This window comes from Glaciimonas sp. GNP009 (assembly GCF_054343755.1).
This window is the reverse complement of the sequence record NZ_JBTGUV010000004.1, coordinates 3292279-3313236: the sequence shown is the minus strand read 5'-3', so window position 1 is coordinate 3313236 and position 20958 is coordinate 3292279. Positions and strand designations below refer to the sequence as shown.

Annotated in this window: 14 protein-coding genes and 1 pseudogene; 8 read left to right on the top strand and 7 right to left on the bottom strand. The window is 48.2% G+C overall.

Annotated features, from left to right (window positions below; all coding sequences use genetic code 11):
- Nucleotides 1-364 precede the first annotated feature (364 nt).
- From ACXX82_RS15500 to ACXX82_RS15475, 6 genes are all read left to right on the top strand, one after another.
- Nucleotides 365-1429, top strand: a complete 1065-nt coding sequence (locus tag ACXX82_RS15500) for a phosphotransferase family protein (RefSeq protein ID WP_458563216.1) — start codon at nt 365-367, stop codon at nt 1427-1429.
- Nucleotides 1422-1823 carry a DUF6285 domain-containing protein gene (locus tag ACXX82_RS15495; protein WP_458563215.1) on the top strand — a complete coding sequence of 134 codons (402 nt, stop codon included), beginning with the start codon at nt 1422-1424 and terminating at the stop codon, nt 1821-1823. The genes ACXX82_RS15500 and ACXX82_RS15495 overlap by 8 nt, the downstream gene beginning before the upstream one ends.
- 49 nt (nt 1824-1872) lie before the next feature.
- Entirely contained in the window at nt 1873-2568 is a 696-nt protein-coding gene (locus tag ACXX82_RS15490) for a histidine phosphatase family protein (protein ID WP_323506075.1), read from the top strand.
- Between the two features lie 75 nt (nt 2569-2643).
- Nucleotides 2644-3810, top strand: a complete 1167-nt coding sequence (locus ACXX82_RS15485; protein ID WP_322236304.1) for an acyl-CoA dehydrogenase family protein — start codon at nt 2644-2646, stop codon at nt 3808-3810.
- Nucleotides 3811-4599 carry an SDR family NAD(P)-dependent oxidoreductase gene (locus ACXX82_RS15480; RefSeq protein WP_458563214.1) on the top strand — a complete coding sequence of 263 codons (789 nt, stop codon included), beginning with the start codon at nt 3811-3813 and terminating at the stop codon, nt 4597-4599.
- Between the two features lie 380 nt (nt 4600-4979).
- Entirely contained in the window at nt 4980-6182 is a 1203-nt protein-coding gene (locus ACXX82_RS15475) for an ABC transporter substrate-binding protein (protein WP_322240482.1), read from the top strand.
- A gap of 211 nt (nt 6183-6393) precedes the next feature.
- Here ACXX82_RS15475 and ACXX82_RS15470 read toward each other — a convergent pair whose 3' ends face one another.
- Entirely contained in the window at nt 6394-7569 is a 1176-nt protein-coding gene (locus ACXX82_RS15470; RefSeq protein ID WP_322236300.1) for an iron-containing alcohol dehydrogenase, read from the bottom strand.
- A gap of 194 nt (nt 7570-7763) precedes the next feature.
- Complete coding sequence (locus ACXX82_RS15465; protein ID WP_322236297.1) at nt 7764-9068, bottom strand: MFS transporter; 1305 nt, start codon at nt 9066-9068, stop codon at nt 7764-7766.
- Nucleotides 9069-10093: 1025 nt separating this feature from the next.
- On the opposite strand from ACXX82_RS15465, the gene pdeR reads away from it, so the two are divergent.
- Nucleotides 10094-12118, top strand: coding sequence for a cyclic di-GMP phosphodiesterase (gene pdeR / locus ACXX82_RS15460; protein ID WP_458563213.1), 2025 nt, complete (start codon nt 10094-10096; stop codon nt 12116-12118).
- Nucleotides 12119-12433: 315 nt separating this feature from the next.
- Here the strand turns inward: pdeR and ACXX82_RS15455 are convergent.
- Nucleotides 12434-13273, bottom strand: a pseudogene (locus ACXX82_RS15455) (crotonase/enoyl-CoA hydratase family protein); the annotation flags it as partial.
- Nucleotides 13274-14048: 775 nt separating this feature from the next.
- Between ACXX82_RS15455 and ACXX82_RS15450 the strand changes: the two are divergent.
- The gene (locus ACXX82_RS15450; RefSeq protein ID WP_322236293.1) at nt 14049-14954 is read left to right on the top strand and encodes a LysR family transcriptional regulator; all 906 of its coding nucleotides are present in this window, start codon (nt 14049-14051) and stop codon (nt 14952-14954) included.
- 694 nt (nt 14955-15648) lie between these two features.
- On the opposite strand, the gene betA is transcribed toward ACXX82_RS15450, so the two are convergent.
- The 4 genes from betA to xth all read right to left on the bottom strand — a co-directional run bounded on the left by betA (nt 15649) and on the right by xth (nt 20670).
- The gene (gene betA, locus ACXX82_RS15445; RefSeq protein WP_458563212.1) at nt 15649-17325 is read right to left on the bottom strand and encodes a choline dehydrogenase; all 1677 of its coding nucleotides are present in this window, start codon (nt 17323-17325) and stop codon (nt 15649-15651) included.
- A gap of 161 nt (nt 17326-17486) precedes the next feature.
- Nucleotides 17487-18956, bottom strand: a complete 1470-nt coding sequence (betB, locus tag ACXX82_RS15440; RefSeq protein ID WP_458563211.1) for a betaine-aldehyde dehydrogenase — start codon at nt 18954-18956, stop codon at nt 17487-17489.
- 26 nt (nt 18957-18982) lie between these two features.
- Nucleotides 18983-19564 carry a transcriptional regulator BetI gene (gene betI, locus ACXX82_RS15435; protein WP_322236286.1) on the bottom strand — a complete coding sequence of 194 codons (582 nt, stop codon included), beginning with the start codon at nt 19562-19564 and terminating at the stop codon, nt 18983-18985.
- A gap of 338 nt (nt 19565-19902) precedes the next feature.
- Nucleotides 19903-20670 (bottom strand): exodeoxyribonuclease III, encoded by a 768-nt coding sequence (gene xth, locus ACXX82_RS15430; RefSeq protein WP_458564004.1) that lies wholly within the window; start codon nt 20668-20670, stop codon nt 19903-19905.
- Between the last annotated feature and the right edge of the window lie 288 nt (nt 20671-20958).

Here is a 20958-nt window from a genome sequence, read left to right as displayed (position 1 = left end):
AATAGCCTTTTAATCAATTCACGCTAATTGATTCTAGCATTTCAGTGTATCGCAAATTTGAAACATTATTTTTCAAATATGACACATATTCAGGCGATACAAAAAATCACTATATGTTAATCAATAGTTTGAAACTCACACTTAAAAGACGCCTTACATTCACAGCGAATAGGTGTATTGTAGAAAAAATAAGAACGTGCTTCCTCAGAGGAAATCCTATCTTTCTTTACGTGGATAATTTCCCTTATGCAATCATTTTACTTCCCAATTAATCTGGCACGCCCTTTGCATTATTCGCGTATTAGCCTTCATGAAACTCTGATGTCGCAGACATCGACTATTTGAACAAGCGAGCACGTAAAACATGACAACTAGTAACAATAAGGCAGCCCTCGTTTCTTCAGGCGAAATAACAGAATCACAGGATCAACTAACAAATTACCTTTGCGCGATGACTGCCGCGAGGGAAGTACGCATCACGCAACTCGAACGACTTTCAGGTGGAGCAATACAAGAGAACTGGCTTCTCGTTGCCCATGTCAGCGGTGGTGCCTACGAAGGTTGTCAGCGTTGGGTATTACGCACAGACGCACTGTCCAGCGTTCCTGTCAGTCTCAGTCGGGCGCAAGAGTTTGCCGTATTGCGTGTGGCATACCAGGCGGGCGTGAAGGCTCCGAAGGTTTTGTGGTGTTGTCAGGATCGGAGCATCATCGGACGCGATTTCTTCCTCATGGAATGTGTGCCGGGCGTGGCGGCCGGACACCGCATCACCGGCAATGACGCTCTCGTCCCTGATCGCGCTGCATTGGTCGAACAACTTGGTGCCAACATGGCACGCTTGCATACGATCAAACCACCGAATGACGATCTCGCATTTTTACCACCGCCAGCCCTCAATCCGGCACTCGCCACCATTGCCGCCTACCGAAGTTATCTGGATGCACTTAATGCATCTGCACCTGTGTTGGAATGGGGCTTGCGCTGGTGCGAACTCAACAGTCCGTCAGTTGCCCCTATTTGTTTGCTTCATCGGGATTACCGCACCGGAAACTACATGATTCACGACGGCGCATTGAGCGGCTTACTCGATTGGGAATTCACAGGCTGGGGTGATCCACGGGAAGACATCGGCTGGTTTACCGCCAGGTGCTGGCGTTTTATCGCCCCGCAACGTGAAGCCGGCGGTGTCGGTGACATTGATGACTTTTTACGCGGATATGCCACGGTATCCGACATGGTCGTAACACGCCGCGATCTGACGTATTGGCAAGTCATGGCGCATTTACGATGGGCCATTATTGCGCTACAACAAGCAGACCGTCATTTATCCGGTCAACAGACATCTTTAGAACTCGCTCTGACCGGTCGCATGCTGCCAGACCTGGAACGTGAAATCCTGGCTCTGACAAAAGGGGCACACGATGAATAAGCAAGTAGATGCACGCGAACTGTTGACAACCGCACGCGACGCGTTGCTGCAAAATATTTTGCCGAACCTGCCGGAAGGACTGCACTACGAAGTCAGAATGATTGCCAATGCAATGCGCATTGCCAGTCGTGAGCTAGCGCTAGGTGCCAGCACCAACCATCTGGAGTTGGACATATTAAGTCAGCAAGTCGGCAGCACGCAGACCGATAGCAGCATCTCTCCATCCACTATTGCAGAGAAAATCGCAAAAGACCAGCGTACATTGTGTCTCGCTATCCGCGCTGGAGAGTTTGATACCACCGATACTAAACAAGACGCGTTAATAACAGCGCTGACAGAGATTACCCTGGCCAAGCTGGCGATCTCCAATCCGCGAGCAATTCACCGTGGATAAACTGTCTATGGAGATATCAAATACATTAACACCGTCGTCGGAGACGTCAGTGCACGCAATTCGCCGGCGTCGCTGTTATCTGGTACGTCATGGTGACGTGCGCTATTTTAGCGATGATGGAAAACCGCTTGATCCACGCACAGTAGCGCTATCCACACTAGGCGTGCAGCAAGTTGAAAAACTGGCCGAAATGTTGCAGCCGTTACCATTGGATCGCGCAGTTTGTTCAGACTACCCGCGCGCGCGGCAAACGCTGGATCTATTAGTCGCAGGGCGCGGCCTCGACATCCAGGAAACAGCATCATTACGCGAGATCAGGGCTGGCCGGTTATCAGACATTCCAACATCAGAACAGTCGGCGGAAATGGGCTATGCCTACGAACTGGCAAACCGCACAAATGGGCAGTTTATCGGCGGCGAAGCATGGATCGCATTTGAGCGCCGCGTTGTGGAGCAATTTCTCCTTTTTCTGGCCGAGCCGGATTGGAACAGTTTGCTCATTGCCAGTCACGATGGCGTCAATCGCGTTCTTCTTGGGTGGGCCATCGGCTGCGGTCTGAGCGGATTGTCTGCGTTGGAGCAAGATACCGCCTGCGTCAATATTATCGATATCGATATGCTTGGTGATCAGGTAATACGTCGTCTGGTCAGGACCGTTAATCTGACGCCATATGATTTATCAAAATCCGATAGCAATCTCACAGTCATGGAAAAAATATACCAGGCCTATACGCAAGCCCACTAAGGCGATCCCAACTGCGCTTACATTCAGGCGCATTGAGCAGGTATTGACACAATTTTTTACGATAGGAATAACAAGATGAACTTTAGTATTCCCGAAGATCTGCTGGCTTTGCAGAAGAAAACCCGGCGCTTTATTGCCGAAGAAATTATTCCGATGGAGAACGATCCACGTCAGTCGCCGCATGGCCCAAGTGCAGAACTGCGGCAAGTGCTGATCGAGAAAGCTCGGGCGCATGGTTTGCTCACGCCCCATGCGTCGAAAAAAATGGGCGGCCTGGGTCTTTCGCATATCGAAAAAGCGATCGTGTTTGAAGAGGCAGGTTATTCGCCACTTGGCCCGGTTGCATTAAACATCCATGCACCTGATGAAGGTAATGTCCATCTGATGGAAGTGGTGGCTACCGAAGCACAAAAAGAACGCTGGCTAGTACCAATGGTTCAAGGTTTAACCCGTTCCTGCTTTGCGATGAGTGAACCGGATGGTGCTGGTTCCGATCCTCAAATGCTCGCCACCACAGCGGTGCGAGATGGTGACGACTATGTGATCAATGGTCACAAATGGCTTATCACTGGCGCTGAAGGTGCGAGTGTATCCATCATCATGGCGAAAATGGAAGACGGTTCAGCCACCATGTTTCTGACCGACACCGACCGTCCGGGATTTATCATCGAGCGCGCCATGGATTCTCTCGACAGCTGCTTTGCTGGCGGTCATCAAGTACTCCGTTTCGAAAATCTGCGGATACCGGCGACCGACATTTTGGGCGAAATCGGCAAAGGATTTCGCTATGCACAAATCCGCCTGGCACCGGCGCGCCTGACGCATTGCATGCGTTGGCTAGGTGCCGCGCAACGCTCCCACGATATCGCCTGCGACTACGCGCGCACCCGGCAATCCTTCGGAAAACCGCTAGGCGATCATCAAGGCGTCGGTTTTATGTTGGCAGATAACGAGATGGATATGCATACAACCAGACTGGCGATCTGGCATTGCGCTGATGTACTTGACGGCGGCGGTCGCGGTAACGTCGAATCCAGCATGACCAAGGTCATCAGCTCCGAAGCCATCTGGCGCGTGGTTGATCGCTGCGTCCAAATCCTCGGTGGGCGAGGCGTCACTGGTGAAACCATCGTCGAACGCATCTTCCGCGATGTGCGCGCTTTCCGTATTTACGATGGTCCGAGCGAAATACATCGGATGAGTCTGGCTAAAAAAATTATGCTGCGGTCACCGGAGAATTAAATGACTGGTTCGGTTAAATCGATTATGAGCATTTTTGACCTCAGTGGCCGCGTCGCGTTGGTTACCGGCGCTTCCAGCGGCATCGGTCGACATCTATCGGTGACGCTTGCTGCCGCTGGTGCTGAGGTTATGGTCACCGCCCGACGCATTGATCTGCTGCATACACTGGTCGCGGAAATCGAAGCCAACGGCGGTAAAGCCCATGCAATTGCACTTGACGTCACCCGTCGTCACTCAATACAGGCGTGTCTTGATGCCACCGTTGAGACGTGCGGTCGACTCGATATTGTCGTCAACAATGCGGGCGTCAGCAACACTAAAAATGTCTTAAAGTACGACGATGACGATTGGGACGCCATCATCGACACCAACCTCAAAGGTGCATGGATTTTGGCACAGGAAGCAGCCCAGCGCATGGTCGGTTTCAACCGTGGCGGCAGCATAATAAACGTGACCTCTATCCTCGCAGAGCGCGTTTCAGGTGGCGTCGGCCCTTACTGTGCAGCGAAAGCGGGATTAAGTCATCTCACCCGCTCCATGGCGCTGGAACTGGCCCGCTACGCAATACGGGTTAATGCGATTGCTCCGGGCTATATTGTGACCGAGTTGAATGAAGAATTTTTACGCAGTCCGGCTGGCGATCAGCTCAAGTCACGAATACCCTCACGCAGCTTTGGAGAATGTTCAAGTTTGGATGGCGCATTGCTGTTGCTGGCTTCCGATGCAGGTCGTTATATGACAGGTTCGGAAATAGTGGTCGACGGTGGCCATTTATGCAGCAGTTTGTAATAGGACTTACGCAAAATCGCCCCAACTGCGTTGTGCTCTCCTAGCCGCCAGCGTGGCCCGGCCAGCGTGGCCCGGTACTAGCACACTGTCGTCGTCGGCAGGGTTAGCAAGCCCGTTGTTGGGATGGTTTTGTGTAAATTCTATAATTTATTAGATCAACATGAAAAATACAGTAATAAATTTTTTACTAAGTTGGCGAATCAGTTTTAAGTGATCGACACGGATAATTTATTGGCAGCTCTATAAGACGGGGTTGACGGCCAAGCTATCAGTGTTGCACACTATTCCGGCGTATAAAAAACAAGAACCATCAACGCATTTTTTAACCTCAAGACCCTGTTCAGACACTCAACGGAGAAGACATGAAAATCAAACCAAAAATGAAGATATTAGCTGCCACATTCGTCACCCTGGCTACGGCCGGGTTGATCAGTCCGGCTTCAGCGCAAATTTCAGGCGACGTGGTTAAAATCGGTTTCATTACCGACTTATCCGGCGTGTATGCAGATATCGATGGCCCCGGTGGCGCCAATGCCATCCGAATGGCAATTGCCGATTTCGGCGGAACGCTGAACGGTAAAAAAATTGAATTTATAGTCGCTGATCATCAAAATAAAGCTGATATTGCGGCTAGCAAAGCACGCGAGTGGTTCGATCAGCAAGGCGTCGACATGTTGATTGGTGGCACCAATTCAGCAACCAGTCTGGCCATGGCCAAGGTCGCGGCAGAAAAGAAAAAACCTTTCCTCTCCATCGGTGGTGGCACTGCCCGTTTGACCAATGAAGATTGCACTCCTTACACTATTCATTATGCGTATGACACCGTGGCGCTGGCAAAAGGCACAGGTTCGGCAATCGTTAAGCAAGGTGGTAAATCATGGTACTTTTTGACCGCCGATTATGCGTTTGGCGCGTCACTGGAAAAAGATACATCTGCGGTGGTGAAAGCCAACGGTGGTACGGTGTTAGGTGAAGTCAAGCATCCGCTTTCGGCGGCTGATTTCTCTTCATTCATGTTGCAGGCCCAAGCATCCAAAGCACAAATTCTGGGGCTGGCAAATGCCGGTGGCGATACGATTAACTCGATCAAGGCTGCCAACGAATTTGGTTTGACTAAAAACATGAAGCTGGCCGGTCTTCTGATGTTTATCAACGATGTGCATTCTCTCGGTCTGAAGCTGACCCAAGGCATGTACCTGACCGACGGTTGGTACTGGGATCAAAATGAAGAAAGCCGCGCTTGGGCGAAAAAATATTTTGCCAAGGAAAAGAAAGAACCATCGATGCTACATGCCGCCGATTATTCAGCAACCATGTTTTATCTGAATGCGGTTAAAGCCGCCGGTACTGACGATGGTGAGAAAGTCATGGCGCAAATGCGCAAAACCAAAGTTAATGACTTCTTCGCCAAAAATGGTGAGATCCGTCCAGACGGCAGCATGGTCCATGAGATGTACCTGATGCAAGTCAAGACGCCAGCAGAATCCAAATATCCTTGGGATTACTACAAAGTCATTCAAACGATTCCAGGCGATCAGGCATTCACCACCAAAGCAGAATCAAAATGCTCACTCTGGAAATAAGCAAACTCTAAAAACTTGAAAAAAAAACGGCGACGACGTGCATTTAAGGTCGTCGCCGTGGTATTTCAGATCAGCTTATAAGCCTACATAAATATCGCCTCAACCGCTGCGAAACAAACGTTGACAAAGTTCTGTGCGCAGCATAAAACGTGATGCGCGACCGGCTCAGTATTCAAGATGCACAATAAGCCGCCCAGCTTTTAGCTGCTTCTTATAATGCAGCGCTATAAATGGCATGCGCATCAGCCCGGGTAACTTCGCGTGGGTTGTTGCCTAGCAGTCGTGTTTGCAGCATTGCATCGTCCGCCAGACGATCAAGATCAGTCGCCTTAATCCCAACTTGCTGCAACCGCGTTTCAATCCCTAGTTCTTGGGCCAGCCTCGTCATTGCCATAATCATGGTCTCGGCACGTGCTTCAGCGCTGCCGCTTGCAGATGGCGCGATGATGTCGGCCAGCTCTGCGTATTGCGGCGCTGCAATCGGCGCGTTAAAACGCAAAACATGCGACAACACTAAAGAGTTCGATAGTCCATGCGGAACATGAAAAATGCCGCCAATCGGATAGGCCAGCGCGTGCACCGCACCTACTGGCGCATTCGCGAAGGCTTGCCCAGCTAAAAGCGCCCCCAGCAGCATGGCTTGTCGGGCGGCCAAATTGCGGCCATCTCTGCACGCTGGAAGAATGTTATTCCATAACAACGTCAGGGCTTGTCGCGCCAGCATATCTGATAGTGGATTTTTCTTCACCTTGCTGGTGTAAGCTTCAATCGCATGCACCATGGCGTCGATGCCGGTAGCAGCAGTAATGTGCGATGGTAAGCCGAGCGTCAATTCGGCATCCAGTAACGCCAGATCGGCATAAAGTTGCGGCGCAACGACGCCCATTTTGGTCGTCTCGCCGGTCGTCACAATCGCAATCGGGGTTGCCTCTGATCCCGTCCCGGCGGTCGTCGGAATCTGCACCAGCGGCAGGCGATGACCGTTGATATTACCGATGCCATACATCGTATCAAGTGCTTGCGCTCCTCCGGCTAACACAGCGATCAGTTTGGCGACGTCCATAGAACTACCACCGCCCAATCCGATCACCACATCAATCTGATGCTGTCGCGCGAAAGCAGCCGCCTGTAACACTACGGCTTCAGGTGGATCGGCCACTACTTCGGAAAAAATCTGTACCGTTAGACCGGCGCTGCGTACGTTGGCCACAATTGGATCAACCAGACCGGTAGATAAAAAGCCACTATCGGTGACGATCAGCACACATTTCGCCGCGGGAAAGCGTTGCGTCAAGAGTGCGCCGAGACGCTTGGTCGCACCAGGCTCAGAATGAATGTGCGCCACGGTGTCGAAACTAAATGGATTGAGAACGGCTGCTTGCATCATGACCTCCTGTTTAAAGCACTTCCAGCATTATGGACCGAACCGCTGTCTAGCGACTTATTGACGCGCTTATTGGCATACTTATGGGCACGCTTAATGGCACGCTTATTGCACTTTTAAATGCAAAAGCTGCGACTGCCGAATATTTCCGCAGCCGCAGCAATCTTATCTAAAAAATCTGACTCAATCGCTAGAATTTATCGATTTACAATAGCTTTTGGCATCCTTAACATTATCACTGCAGCGATCACCAATGAAACGGCGATAAGGTACAGACCAATATCTGTACTATGCGTCTTGTCCTTAATCCATCCGACAAGGTAAGGACTGACGAAACCGGCAAGGTTACCGACCGAATTAATCAGCGCAATACCCGCTGCCGCTGCCGCACCACCCAAAAATGCGGTTGGCACTGACCAGAACTGGCAGAGTGCTGCCAGGATACCGACTGTTGCGACGGTCAAGGTTAGAATGGCTAATACTGTGTTGTCCGCATAAAAGGTACTGAACACCAAACCGATGGCGCCCAACACCGCAGGTGCCGCAACGTGCCAGCGGCGCTCATTCATGCGATCAGCACTACGACCTACCAATACCATCACGATCGCGGCAGCGCCATATGGAATCATCGTCAGCAAACCAATATCGAGCGCATCAGTAACGCCGGATGCCTTGATCAAGGTTGGCAACCAAAAACCGACTCCGTAAAGTCCCATCACGATACCGAAGTAGCCTGCACACAACACCCAGACGCGTTTGGTTTTAAATGCGCCCATGGCACTATGCACTTCCAGATTGCCTTGATCGCCCGCGATATTTTTTTCCAATAACGATTTCTCCGCTGGCGTCAGCCATTTGGACACGTTGATCTTATCGTCAAGATAAAAGAACACAGCAATACCGGTCAAGACCGATGGAATCGCTTCCAGCAAAAACAACCATTGCCAGCCAGGAAGGCCATTGACGCCATGAAACCTGTTTAAAATCCAGCCCGAGAGCGGTCCACCGACGACTCCGGCAATAGGGATACCAGTCATGAACAGCGCGGTGATTTTTGCGCGACGTGCGGCAGGATACCAGTAGGTCAGATACAGAATGATGCCAGGGAAAAAGCCAGCTTCAGCAACCCCCAGAAGAAAACGCAGCAAATAAAACATGGTTGGCGTCTTTACAAACACCATCGCTGCCGCAACAACGCCCCAAGTGACCATTATTCGCGCAATCCATTTACGCGCACCATAACGATGTAAGGCGATGTTACTTGGCACTTCAAACAGAAAATAGCCGATGAAAAAGATCCCTGCACCTAGTCCATAAACGGTTTCGCTGAACTTTAAATCTGACAGCATTTGTAGTTTGGCGAAACCGACGTTCACCCGATCCAGGTAAGCGAATACGTAGCATATGAATAGAAACGGAATCAGACGCCAGGTCACCTTGGCATACGTTTCCTCCTCAAAGCTCTTTTCTTGCGTGGTATTGCCAGTTGCTGTTTTTAACATCGTTATCTCCATGTAATTATTGTATTGGGTGGTTCTTGGTCACACACTGTCTAGTCGACTATTCGCCACTTCAGAATCAATTTAGTAGCGCACGTTTTATATTCCTTAATCGAAGATGTACGGCGGGATCACCGCGGGTCGTCATTCCATCAGTTACAAACAACCGGCTAACATGTCCACGACTACAGACTAGCCTCGCTGGTGATGCTGGCAATATTGCGCCCAGTTATATAAGCAACAACACCATCCTCAGAATGGTGCAACGCAAAAGCGCAATAAGCAGTAACTAATCTTTCTCTTTCCGTTACATGCTTACGTTCCTCAGCATGATTGGAACGGCACGCTCAAGATGCAACCCCTGTCTGACCCCTGTCTGGCTGGGTTCGTATTTGGGCTTATATCTCTGCTCATATATACCGACTCATCACACAATTTGAAATTGCCTCGATCTGGTTTGTTATGCATTTTCTTTTCCCACTAGAGGCTTGCATGATTATGCAGTTCTTAACATTATTCACTAGATGTTTATGATTATTATATTGCCAAACTTCTCGTAGAATACAACGTTGCAGCCATGTTTTCCAGATCACCAACATAAATAAGAATAGCGACTTTAGGTCAGCCTTCGTTAAGGTCAATAAAAGGGCGAAAATATATTATCTGTTAGTCAGCTTACGGTCGCTGAGGGAAGAACTAACCGTGAGTTTTTGGACATTCAGGAACACACGGGAGCGAGACGCAATTGGGGTACCTTGATTATGTACAGCCATCGTGCATCCTTCGATTGGGCAAATTAGTTCAAATTGGTTGATGAAATTAATTAAACATTACGTCATAGTGGTGCTAATTAATTAATGTCATACTTTCTTCACTTGCTAAGACTATTCCTTTGCTATTCTGTCGAAAGAACGTTCTTATGATAAAACAAATTATTATTTCTGGCGTAAAAAACACTATTAGCGTAATGTTACTTATAAGAACATATTCCACAACATATCTTTAGACGCTGACATGAAAGAGTCGCAATGCTTAACTTCGAAGAAGACATTGATAACCCACAGCTTTTTACCCATTTCGGCACCTCTAGTCCCTGCTGGAGATTAACAACCGATAGCGATGCACTCGATTTATCTGGCGACGTTAATTCAGTCACCGTTTCAGTTGAACTCTCTCCGGCACAAGCTCGGGACGTTCGATCAATGACCGGGGTCACTTCAAGCATAGCGATTTCAGTAACTATTTTTGGCAACCCCATTCGCCTTCATCTCGTGGGTAGAAAAACTGATACCTGGTTATGGGGCGGGACTGCAGCGCAATACGGGGATACAGATACTGTCGCAAAGGACTTAGAAAGCGGTCTCTCATTTGCTGAACAAGTTGTCTCCGAGGTTAACTCATTAGTCGTCATCATCGACAGCGCAGGAAAAATTCAACGATTCAATCGGCTGTGCGAAGAAGTGACAGGCGTCATGGAATCCGATGTTGTGGGTAAAAATGCTTTGGATTTGTTTGTCCACGAGAAACAACGCGAAGACACGCGGTCAAATGTCAATAGTTTTTTTCACCGCGAAAAGACTTACGAAACATTGCGCCCCATCAATACAAAGAAAGGGGTGCGAATCATAAAGTGGCGCAACACCATCATCGAATCTGGAAGCGGCGTACAAGAAAAATTTCTGGTCTGCTCTGGTACCGATGTGACCGACGAACTTCGTACGCAAGAGCGAATGGTCGAGATGGCTACAACGGACATGTTGACCGGTTTGCCGAACCGCAATGCTATTCAAGATAAAATCACAACCGCCATTGCGCCACCGAATGCTGAAGCCTTTGCGCTAATATTCCTTGATTTGGATAACTTTAAGAAAGTGAATGACCATTATGGCCATATCACCGGTGACGAGCTTATTAAAGAAGTGTCCGTTGCTCTTTCATCATGCCTTACAGAAAAGGATGTGCTAGCGCGAATCGGTGGAGATGAATTCCTGATCATGATAGCTAGTCCTTCGCAGGACGTTATTGAGGCTACCGCGCAACGTATTTTGGAACGGATGAAGTTGCCGTTCCACCTTAAACGCACAGAAGTCTATTCCGGCTGTTCAATTGGTATTGCCATGTTCCCGGAACATGGGGCAAACCTCGAAGAGTTGATTCGATGCGCCGACACCGCAATGTATGTCGCTAAGGACAACGGTAAACGCACATTTTGTATATTTTCAAGGGAGATGAATAAAAAAGCCAGCGAATACGTGTGGCTTGACACTAACATGCGCAACGCACTGGCTGATAATCAGTTCGAGTTGTACTACCAACCGAAAGTATCGCTTTTGACTGGCAAGGTGGATAGCGTTGAAGCCTTAATTCGCTGGAATCATCCAGAGCGAGGCCTAATCATGCCGGGTGAGTTTATACCTTATGCTGAAGAGACCGGATTGATCGTTCCACTCGGGCGCTGGGTGATGGAGACAGCTGCCAAGCAAGCTGGAGCATGGAAGAAGCAAGGCCTTAACGTGCGCGTAGCCATTAATATATCGGCCCGCCAATTACGTATTCCAACCATCATAGAAGACTTTACAAAAGCCATTCTGTCTAACGATTTATGTCCATCCATGGTCGACATTGAGTTAACCGAGAGCTGCCTGATAGAGGACGAAAAACTAGCGCATCGTCTTATTCGGATGTTCCGCGAACTGGGCGCAGAAGTACATCTGGATGACTTCGGTACTGGCTACTCGTCGCTATCGCAATTATCCCGTTTACCATTAGACGTCATTAAACTCGACGGCAGCTTCATCCATTCGATTCACACCGATGCCAAAGCCCAGGCCTTAGTCCGTTCTATGGTTGCAGTAGGTCATGAGTTGAGTCTAAAAATTGTGGCTGAGTGCGTCGAAACACCCGAGCAAGCAGAATTTCTGCGTAATATAGGAATTGACTACGCGCAGGGTTATCTGTTTGCAAAACCGATGAAACTGTCAGATTTTAACGCTTGGATGCCAGCATCCTCTAACAAGGTCGTGCGCCTCGTGACAAAGGCACGCTCTATTTAATGCAAAATCAATACCTATTTACTAGTGCGCATTCGCACCGGAATCTGAATTAAAGCAGACTTGAGAATAGCTTTCCCTCGGGAATTTATGCTACTTCGGCGTGCTCAGGAATAGTTATTCTTGAACACGCCGAGTCAATGACAAGCGTTAGCAGCTCACCGATAAATAAAATGTGCCAACACGCATCCGCCTTTGCAACGCGATTTAACCGTTGGACAACGATACGCTCGACGACGCTTGTTTGTCTGGTCCGGCATTTACTACAGTAGATGTGGCCAGACCTTCATTTGAAGAAATCGCAGCGGGTTTAATACCGCGCTTATTTTGAAGCAGTACCAAACGCTCCATATAAGCGAGATCTTTCTCTTGCAGACGAAACGCCGACTCCGCCCAATCTTCAGTGATATCAAGCAGTTCCGTCTTCGTAATCGGCAATACGCGCCGACGGGTTCGCAGCATGGCGCGAATCCCGTTGAGCTTTGGCCTGACGTTATCAATGAAAGTGCGCGTTGCCTTATAAGCCTCGCCCGGCTCGAATAAGCGATCAACTAATCCTTTTTCGTGGTGCCAGGTTGCACTATGCGCTTCACCCGTGCTGATAAGCTGTTCGGCAAGGCGCATATGCGCCTTCCGGGCGACCAACGAATAAGCTCCCATGCCAGGGTATAGGTTAAACGCAATTTCTGGAAAGCCTAGCTTCGCGTCCTTTTGCGCCAATACATATTCGTGCGCCAAAGCAGCTTCAAAACCACCTCCTAAAGCGGTTCCTTCTATCATTGCAATCGTAATGGCACCAACCCCAAAGCCATTCATCGCCTCATAGACGGCGTCGACACAAGCGCGGGCATATGCCATTAATGGTGCGCGCTCACCCGACCTGATATGCTGCGCAAAGTAAGATAGATCGCCACCCACATTGTAAAGGCCGGGCACCGTTGAACCAGTGACCCAAAAATCGATCGGTAGATGACACTCACGCGCCGCACGCGTGAGATTTGAAATGTCCTTCAGAAGTTCGGGGTTGAAACAGGGCCGAGGATGCGCGTGTAGCATCATCCACATTACATTTCGCTCAGCCTCGTACCACGCGGACATTTGAGATAGGTTACCGGCTTCGATAAAACGCCGGGTTTTAGGGTGATTGAATAATGGCATTCAGAAACTAGTCTAAGAGAGTAGATGCGGATCGTAAAAAAGTTATAGCTAAACGATCCCGTTGAATAGCATAAGAAATCAGTTTTATCTATCCATCCTGAGCCCAAAAAAATTCATCTTTTGGGCAATACATTTTCTTGCCACCTTAATCTCGGAAAGAGCTTGTATTGCCAACCATGCCATGCAATAAGTCCGCATCAACGCAGGTTTCAGAAAAAACCGAACGCTTATCAACAGCGCCGCAACAATTAAAAAAGGATGGACAACAAAAAGGTTTAAGAAATTAAACACATAGCCATTTTTTTCTATATTGCAGTAAGCGTAAGCTAAAAAAATGCAGAACATAAAATCCGGCAAACCAAACATAATCCGACAAAGTTTAAAGGATTTTTTACACAGAAATTTATAACCCAGAAAATAGTGTACAACTGCGCTACCTCGTAATTCAAACCACGAGAAGTTAGCTACATCCACATATTTATAGGGAATTTTCACATTCAAACTATCAGAAAGATGTTTTATTACAACAACCGTGAAGCTAAGAATTTTTTATTTTACAACATTTCCAAGAATAAATTGTGGTCTAAAAACACATGAAAATAAAAGAATTTTCCCACTGGATATAGAAAAAAAAGCCAAATTAAAGTTTAATAACTTACAAACTAATCTATAACACGCAACCCATTCATAATCGCGGTAATACCAAAGCAGACAGCATATTCATTACCGTTCGACAATATTCCGACATTTGCTATTTTTCGAAGGAAATTACTCTATGTTGTTTGACCTGACTGATTTACGCTTATTTATATATATCGCTGAGTTGAAAAGTCTTACCCGCAGTGCCGAGCGAATTCACATGTCTCTTGCCGCTGCCAGCAGCCGGGTCAAGGCGTTGGAAGGACGCTTCGGTATGCGGCTGATTTATCGAGAAAATAAAGGCATTTGCCTTTCGCCCGCAGGCGAAACTTTTTTACATCACGCACAGCAATTCATGCAACAGGTTGAACGACTGACAAGCGATTTGCAGCAATACAACAATGGCATCAAAGGTCATATTCGGATTTTCGCCAACACTACTGCCGTAACAGAATTCATGCCAGAAGTTCTCGGTGCTTTTCTCACCAAGTATCCGCATGTCAACATTTCACTCGAAGAGCGACTCAATCAGGGTATTTTGCAAGGCATACTGGAAGGTACTGCAGACATCGGTATTGTCGCGGGACCAGTTCACAATCAAGGCCTTGAGATTATTAATTTTTCGACCGACCGATTGGTTTTGGTGACGGCGGTCAATCATCCGCTTGCGGTAACCGGCAATATCACCTTTGCCGACACAATTCCTTACGAGCAAATCGGCTTGTATGAAGGAAGTTCGCTACAGCATTTTTTGCATCAAATCGTCTCTGAGAGCGGAAAAACCCTACGATTACGGATTAAGGTACGGAGTTTTGAAGCCATGTGTCGGATGGTTGAAACTAATGTCGGTATCGCCGTCATGCCCCAATCAGCTGCGCAGCGCCACAGTCACACCATGCAACTTTCTATCATTGAACTGGATGAACCATGGGCACTACGTGAAAGAAGTATCGTGGTACAGAAATTAGATATTTTGCCGGTATATGCGCGCGAACTGGTCAATTTTATCCGCGCTTCCACACTCTCTAAGGCGATGTCTTAAATCGACAATAAACCGCAGCAATCAACAGGACGCGCTCGGATGAGCGCACTAGAATAGCGCCTCATAAAATCATGGTCTGGCTTATAGACTGATTCCATCAAAATCGCACTGATCTGCTTATATCTGACAGTCGGTTTATGAATTAAAATTGCATTCAAAACCTGACACACCAAAAGAAATTTCAGTGTAAAAATACGCATGGATCAACGCGATAGTTGCTCAGACCAATAACTATTGAAGATAAATAGTGTTTTTTCTATGCAATACCTACGGTTATTGCATGTAACCCGTCACAGACTGTGACTAAAGGATTATCATCACGCAACGATACCGATTACGGCGATTATTTGATCAACGATGGCGTATCGAAATTTACCAATGGAGTTAAATCATGAGCAAGGGTCAAGATACAAAAAAAGCGGTAAAGAAAGAACCAGCCAAGACAATGAAAGAAAAAAAGGCTGATAAAAAAGTTAAAAAAGAAGAAAAGAAACGTCAATAAGTCATTAACCAATGCTCCTTGGGCATTAGTCATTGGGTATTTATGCTCTGTAACGGTAATGTGTGCCACCTAGAAAATGTTGCCTGGCAACTAGTATCTAACTATAAGCACTCAAAGTTCGGAATGGGCACAGATAGCATAGCCAAAAAAAAGCGACCATCTGGTCGCATTTTTTTCAACTAAGATAAATCGCTATTTCAGACGTTTTGCAGGTGCATCGCCTGCCTTGTAGTACGGCACTTCCAGTCGTGGTAAAGGTGTACGCCCACGAATTAAATCAGCAATTTTTTCCGCGATCATAATCGTTGGAGCATTCAAATTACCAGTGGTGATAATCGGCATAATCGATGCATCAACTACGCGTAATCCTTCAATTCCATGTACGCGCCCCTGCGCATCAACCACCGCCATTTCGTCCACTCCCATTTTGTTTGAACAAGATGGATGGAACGCTGTTTCTGCATGGTCACGGACAAACTGATCAAGCTCGGCATCCGTCTGCACATTTTTGCCTGGAGAAATTTCGTTGCCAGCATAAGCGGCCAATGCTTGCTGGCCAATGATCTCGCGAGTAATGCGAATACCAGCGCGGAACTCTTGCCAATCCTGATCATCAGACATGTAGTTAAACAGAATGCTCGGATGATCACGTGGATCTTTCGAAAGCAACTGAATACGCCCCCGACTTAACGAGCGCATCGACCCCATATGCGCTTGAAAGCTATGCACTTTAATCGGATTACTACCGTTGTAATTGATCGCCACCGGCAAAAAATGATACTGAATATTTGGCCATTCAAAGCGTTCATCAGAACGAATAAACCCACCAGCTTCAAACTGGTTGCTAGCCCCGGTTCCGGTTCCCATAAACAACCATTGCGCCCCAATCACTGGCTGATTGTATAGCTTCAATGCGGGTGCAAGTGAGACCTGTTGCTTGCATTCATACTGCTGATAAACTTCCAGATGATCCTGTAAGTTCGCTCCTACACCAAGCAGATCTTGTACCACAGGGATGCCATGTTGGCGTAGTAATGTTGCCGGTCCGACACCTGATCGCTGTAAAATTTGGGGCGACGCAATTGCGCCCGAACACAACAACACCTCCTGTTTAGCGCGAGATACAACTGACTTATCGCGATGTAGATAGGCGACGCCGATAGCGCGCTTTCCGGAGAATAGAATGCGATCCGTCAATGCATGTGTCTGGATATGCAAGTTGGGACGACCACGCGCCTGATCCAGATAACCGCGCGCGGTACTGGCACGACGACCATTAGGCGTGGTGGTGCGATCCATCGGACCGAAACCCTCCTGCTGAAATCCATTGAGATCATCGGTTCTGGGATATCCCGCCTGAACCCCGGCCTCAACCATAGCGTGAAACAATACATTATTCCCCGCCTTTGGCGTGGTCACGCTAACCGGCCCTTCTCCGCCGTGATAATCATTGCCGCCGACGTCGCGGGTTTCCGCTTTTTTGAAGTAGGGAAGACAATCCAGATAAGACCAGCTCTCCAGTCCATCAAGTTGCGCCCAACCGTCATAGTCCATCGCGTTGCCGCGGATGTAGCACATGCCGTTAATAAGCGATGATCCACCGAGCCCCTTACCGCGCCCACATTCCATCTGGCGATTATTCATAAACGGCTCGGGATCGGTTTCGTAGGCCCAGTTGTAGCGACGTCCTTGGAGCGGGAAAGCCAATGCGGCTGGCATCTGCGTACGGAAATCGAGCCGGTAATCCGGGCCGCCAGCCTCTAGCAATAGCACGGTAACGTCCGGGTCTTCGGTCAGGCGGGCCGCTAGAACGTTGCCAGCGGAACCAGCTCCGATGATGATGTAGTCGTATTCTTTTGATTGGTGCAAGAGATCACTCCTTCGGTTTTTTTGAGGTAATTTCAGCTACGTTGAAGATGAGTTATAACGTTCACGCGTTTTAGGTTCATGTATTTTATGGTCATCTCTAATTAACGCAGCTCTTACTCTGTGGATGCTTGGCAAATAAAGTAAGACCGTCACCAGACGCCCTAAAATACCGACGAAAAACCACCTAACTCCACCTGAATCGACTTAACACGCGTGTAATGCTGCAACGTAGCCAAGCCATTCTCCCGCCCGACTCCCGACTGTTTATACCCGCCAACTGGCATCTCAGCCGCTGATTCACCCCACGTATTAATCCAGCAAATCCCCGCTTCCAACTGATGAATTACCCGATGCGCAAGGCTTATATTCTCCGTGATCAAACCAGCCGCTAATCCATACTGCGTATCATTGGCGCGGCGAATCACCTCGTCCTCGTCATCAAACACCAAAATACTCATCACCGGGCCAAAAATCTCTTCCCTGACAATCTTCATCTCGTCATGGCAATCAGTGAACACGGTTGGCTGCACAAACGCGCCCTTCGTAAAATCACCGTGCATTTCACGCTCACCACCGATGAGTAATCGCGCACCTTCCGCAATCCCGGAAGCGATATAACCCAGCACGTTATTCATGTGCGCAAAACTGACCAGAGGCCCAAAATTTGTATTCATGTCTTGCGGATCACCAAGACGGACGCGTGCAACTCGTTCCAACACCATGGCCTCGAACGACTCTTTCAACGAGCGATGTACAAACACTCTCGTGCCGTTGGTGCAGACCTGACCAGAACTGTAGAAATTAGCCATCACTGCAACATCAGCGGCGCGCTCCAGATCAGCGTCGGCAAACACGATCAATGGCGACTTACCGCCCAACTCCATCGTTACTTCTTTTAGTGTTGAACCTGAAGCACTGGCCATCACTTTTTTGCCAGTAGTGGTACCACCAGTGAACGATACTTTTGCCACGCCAGGGTGTTCTGTCAACCACGCTCCAACTTCACTACCACCTGTTAGCACGTTAAAAACACCATCCGGCAAACCTGCCTCCGTATAAATTTCTGCTAATTTTAAGGTCGTCAGCGACGTCACCTCGCTTGGCTTAAAAACCATCGCATTTCCCGCAGCCAGCGCAGGTGCTGATTTCCACAATGCAATTTGAATCGGATAATTCCATGCGCCGATGCCGACCACGACGCCAAGCGGTTCACGCCGAGTATAGACAAATGCACTTTCACGCAAAGGGATTTGCTGGCCTTCTATCGATGGCACTAAACCGGCGTAGTACTCCAACACGTCCGCACCGGTGACGATATCGACGTAGCGTGTTTCCGACAGAGCTTTTCCGGTATCCAGGGTTTCGATGGCTGCCAATTCATCATTACGCTCACGCAAAATTTCCACGGCGCCGCGCAGTATGCGTGAACGTTGCATGGCAGTCATCGCCGCCCAAACACGTTGGCCTTTTTTTGCGCTATCAACCGCTAAATCAACGTCGGCTTTTGAGGCGCATTGCAGTTCCGCCAGCACTTCGCCATTAGCGGGATTGATGCTTTCAAAGGTTTTTCCACCAGTTGCGTCGACTCGACGACCGTCAATATAAAGCTGTTGCAATGGAAAGACTGACATAGGAGTTCCTTCGTTCTTCGATAGTTTCAGTTGGCTTGACGCAACTGCATATTCAGGTATTCATAGGCAATTTGACGGGCAGCGCTGACATCAAACTTTTCAGCCGACAGCGATCCACGCAACCATAATCCATCGACAATTGCCGCCAAACCGCGTGCCGCCTGACGCGCCTGCGCCAATGCTAACGTGCGTCCAAATTGACTGCATAAGTTGGAATAAAGACGGCGATCATTCACTCGTTGGAGGCGCCTTAACGCTGGTTGATGCATGCTTGACGACCAAAAAGCAAACCATGTTTTCATCACCGGGCCGCTAATCTGATTGTCGCTAAAATTAGTATCGACTAATGCCATTAACTGATTTCGGGCAGTATCTTCTGGCCCCGACAATGTATGTCGACGACGCGATGAATCGTCGCTTAGATCGCGCAATATCTGACGCATGGTCGCTTCCAACAAACCGCTTTTATCACCGAAATAGTGGCTGATAATCCCTGTAGACAGTCCCGCCTCACGCGCAATCAATACAATCGTCGCATCCGCGAGACCGACACGGTCAATCACGGCAAGTGTTGCCTGAATTAATTGCTGCCGTCGTAAAGGCAGCATTTCGTTTCTTTTTCTCACTATTTCTCCGCTAAAGCCGCCGAGAATGGCAAATAGCCAATCCGTTTCATCACTTGAGTGTACTTTAAATTGATTGTACGTTCAATCAATTTTATATTCAAGCACATTATGCATCAAGCAAAAAAAAACCACTCTTCAATTGAGTGGTTTTCAAAAAATTTCACAGTGATTTCGCTAGCAAATTTAAATGCTAAAAATGCAATTTATAAAACGCCACAACTCCCGTGGGTAATTCGTAAACCGTCGACCAGCAATACCAGGCAATCACTACACATAAATTGCTATTCATCCGGCAACATTACCTAGCGCAATTTAGCCAATTAATCACTCAGAGTCGCAATGACGGGGGCGTGATCTGATGGCTGCTCCCATTTACGCGGCACTTTGTCGATCACGCAAGCCGTACATTTCGCAGCTAGTGGCGGCGACAATAAAATATGATCAATACGCATGCCGCGGTTCAGGCGAAATCCCATGCGTCGATAATCCCACCAGCTAAATAGCTTATCTGCTTGATCGAACATCCGAAATGCGTCGGTCAGATCCAAATGCTGCAAGCGCACGAACGCGGCACGTTCCGGTGGTGACACCAGATTTTCACCGACCCACGCGGCGGGATCGTAGACATCACGATCTTCTGGTGCGATATTGTAATCGCCCAGCAACGCAAGATTCGAATGTAACTTTCGCTCGGCATCCAGATAGTCGTGCAAGGCATCTAGCCACTCCAGCTTGTATTGATATTTATCTGATTCCAACGATTGTCCGTTCGGAATATAGGCGCAGACGATGCGAATTCCGGCGATCGTGGCGGTCAGCAAACGTTGTTGCTCATCTTCGAATAGCGGATTATTTTTTACGACATCCTCGATAGGATGGCGTGCAATGATTGCCACCCCGTTATACGTTTTCTGCCCGCTAAACACGACGTGAAAACCAGCCGCTTCTATTTCAGCCTGAGGAAATTTATCGTCAGTCATTTTGGTTTCTTGCACCGCCAACACATCAACCGGATTATCGGCTAACCATTGCAGAACTTGCGGTAAGCGTACTTTGATAGAGTTAACATTCCAGGTTGCGATTTTCAACATTATTTCGAATCCTTGATTAAAACGAGTTTTTCAGCAGTTTATCGTAGATTTTTAGCATTTCACGTTTCGTCTCAATACCGGCGATGACTATCACCTGACCTGCCCTGCTTTTCTGTGAACGCGCCCGAAGCTTTATCAAAAAACAATCGGAAGAGGATCGTCGTTTACATCACCCATAAGCCTCGCTTATGCTCAAACCAACATATGGTTTTCACTCTATGTCATCTGCATTTATTTACATTTAGGCTTGTCGCTTTAGAAAAATAAGAACATACTCAAAAATAA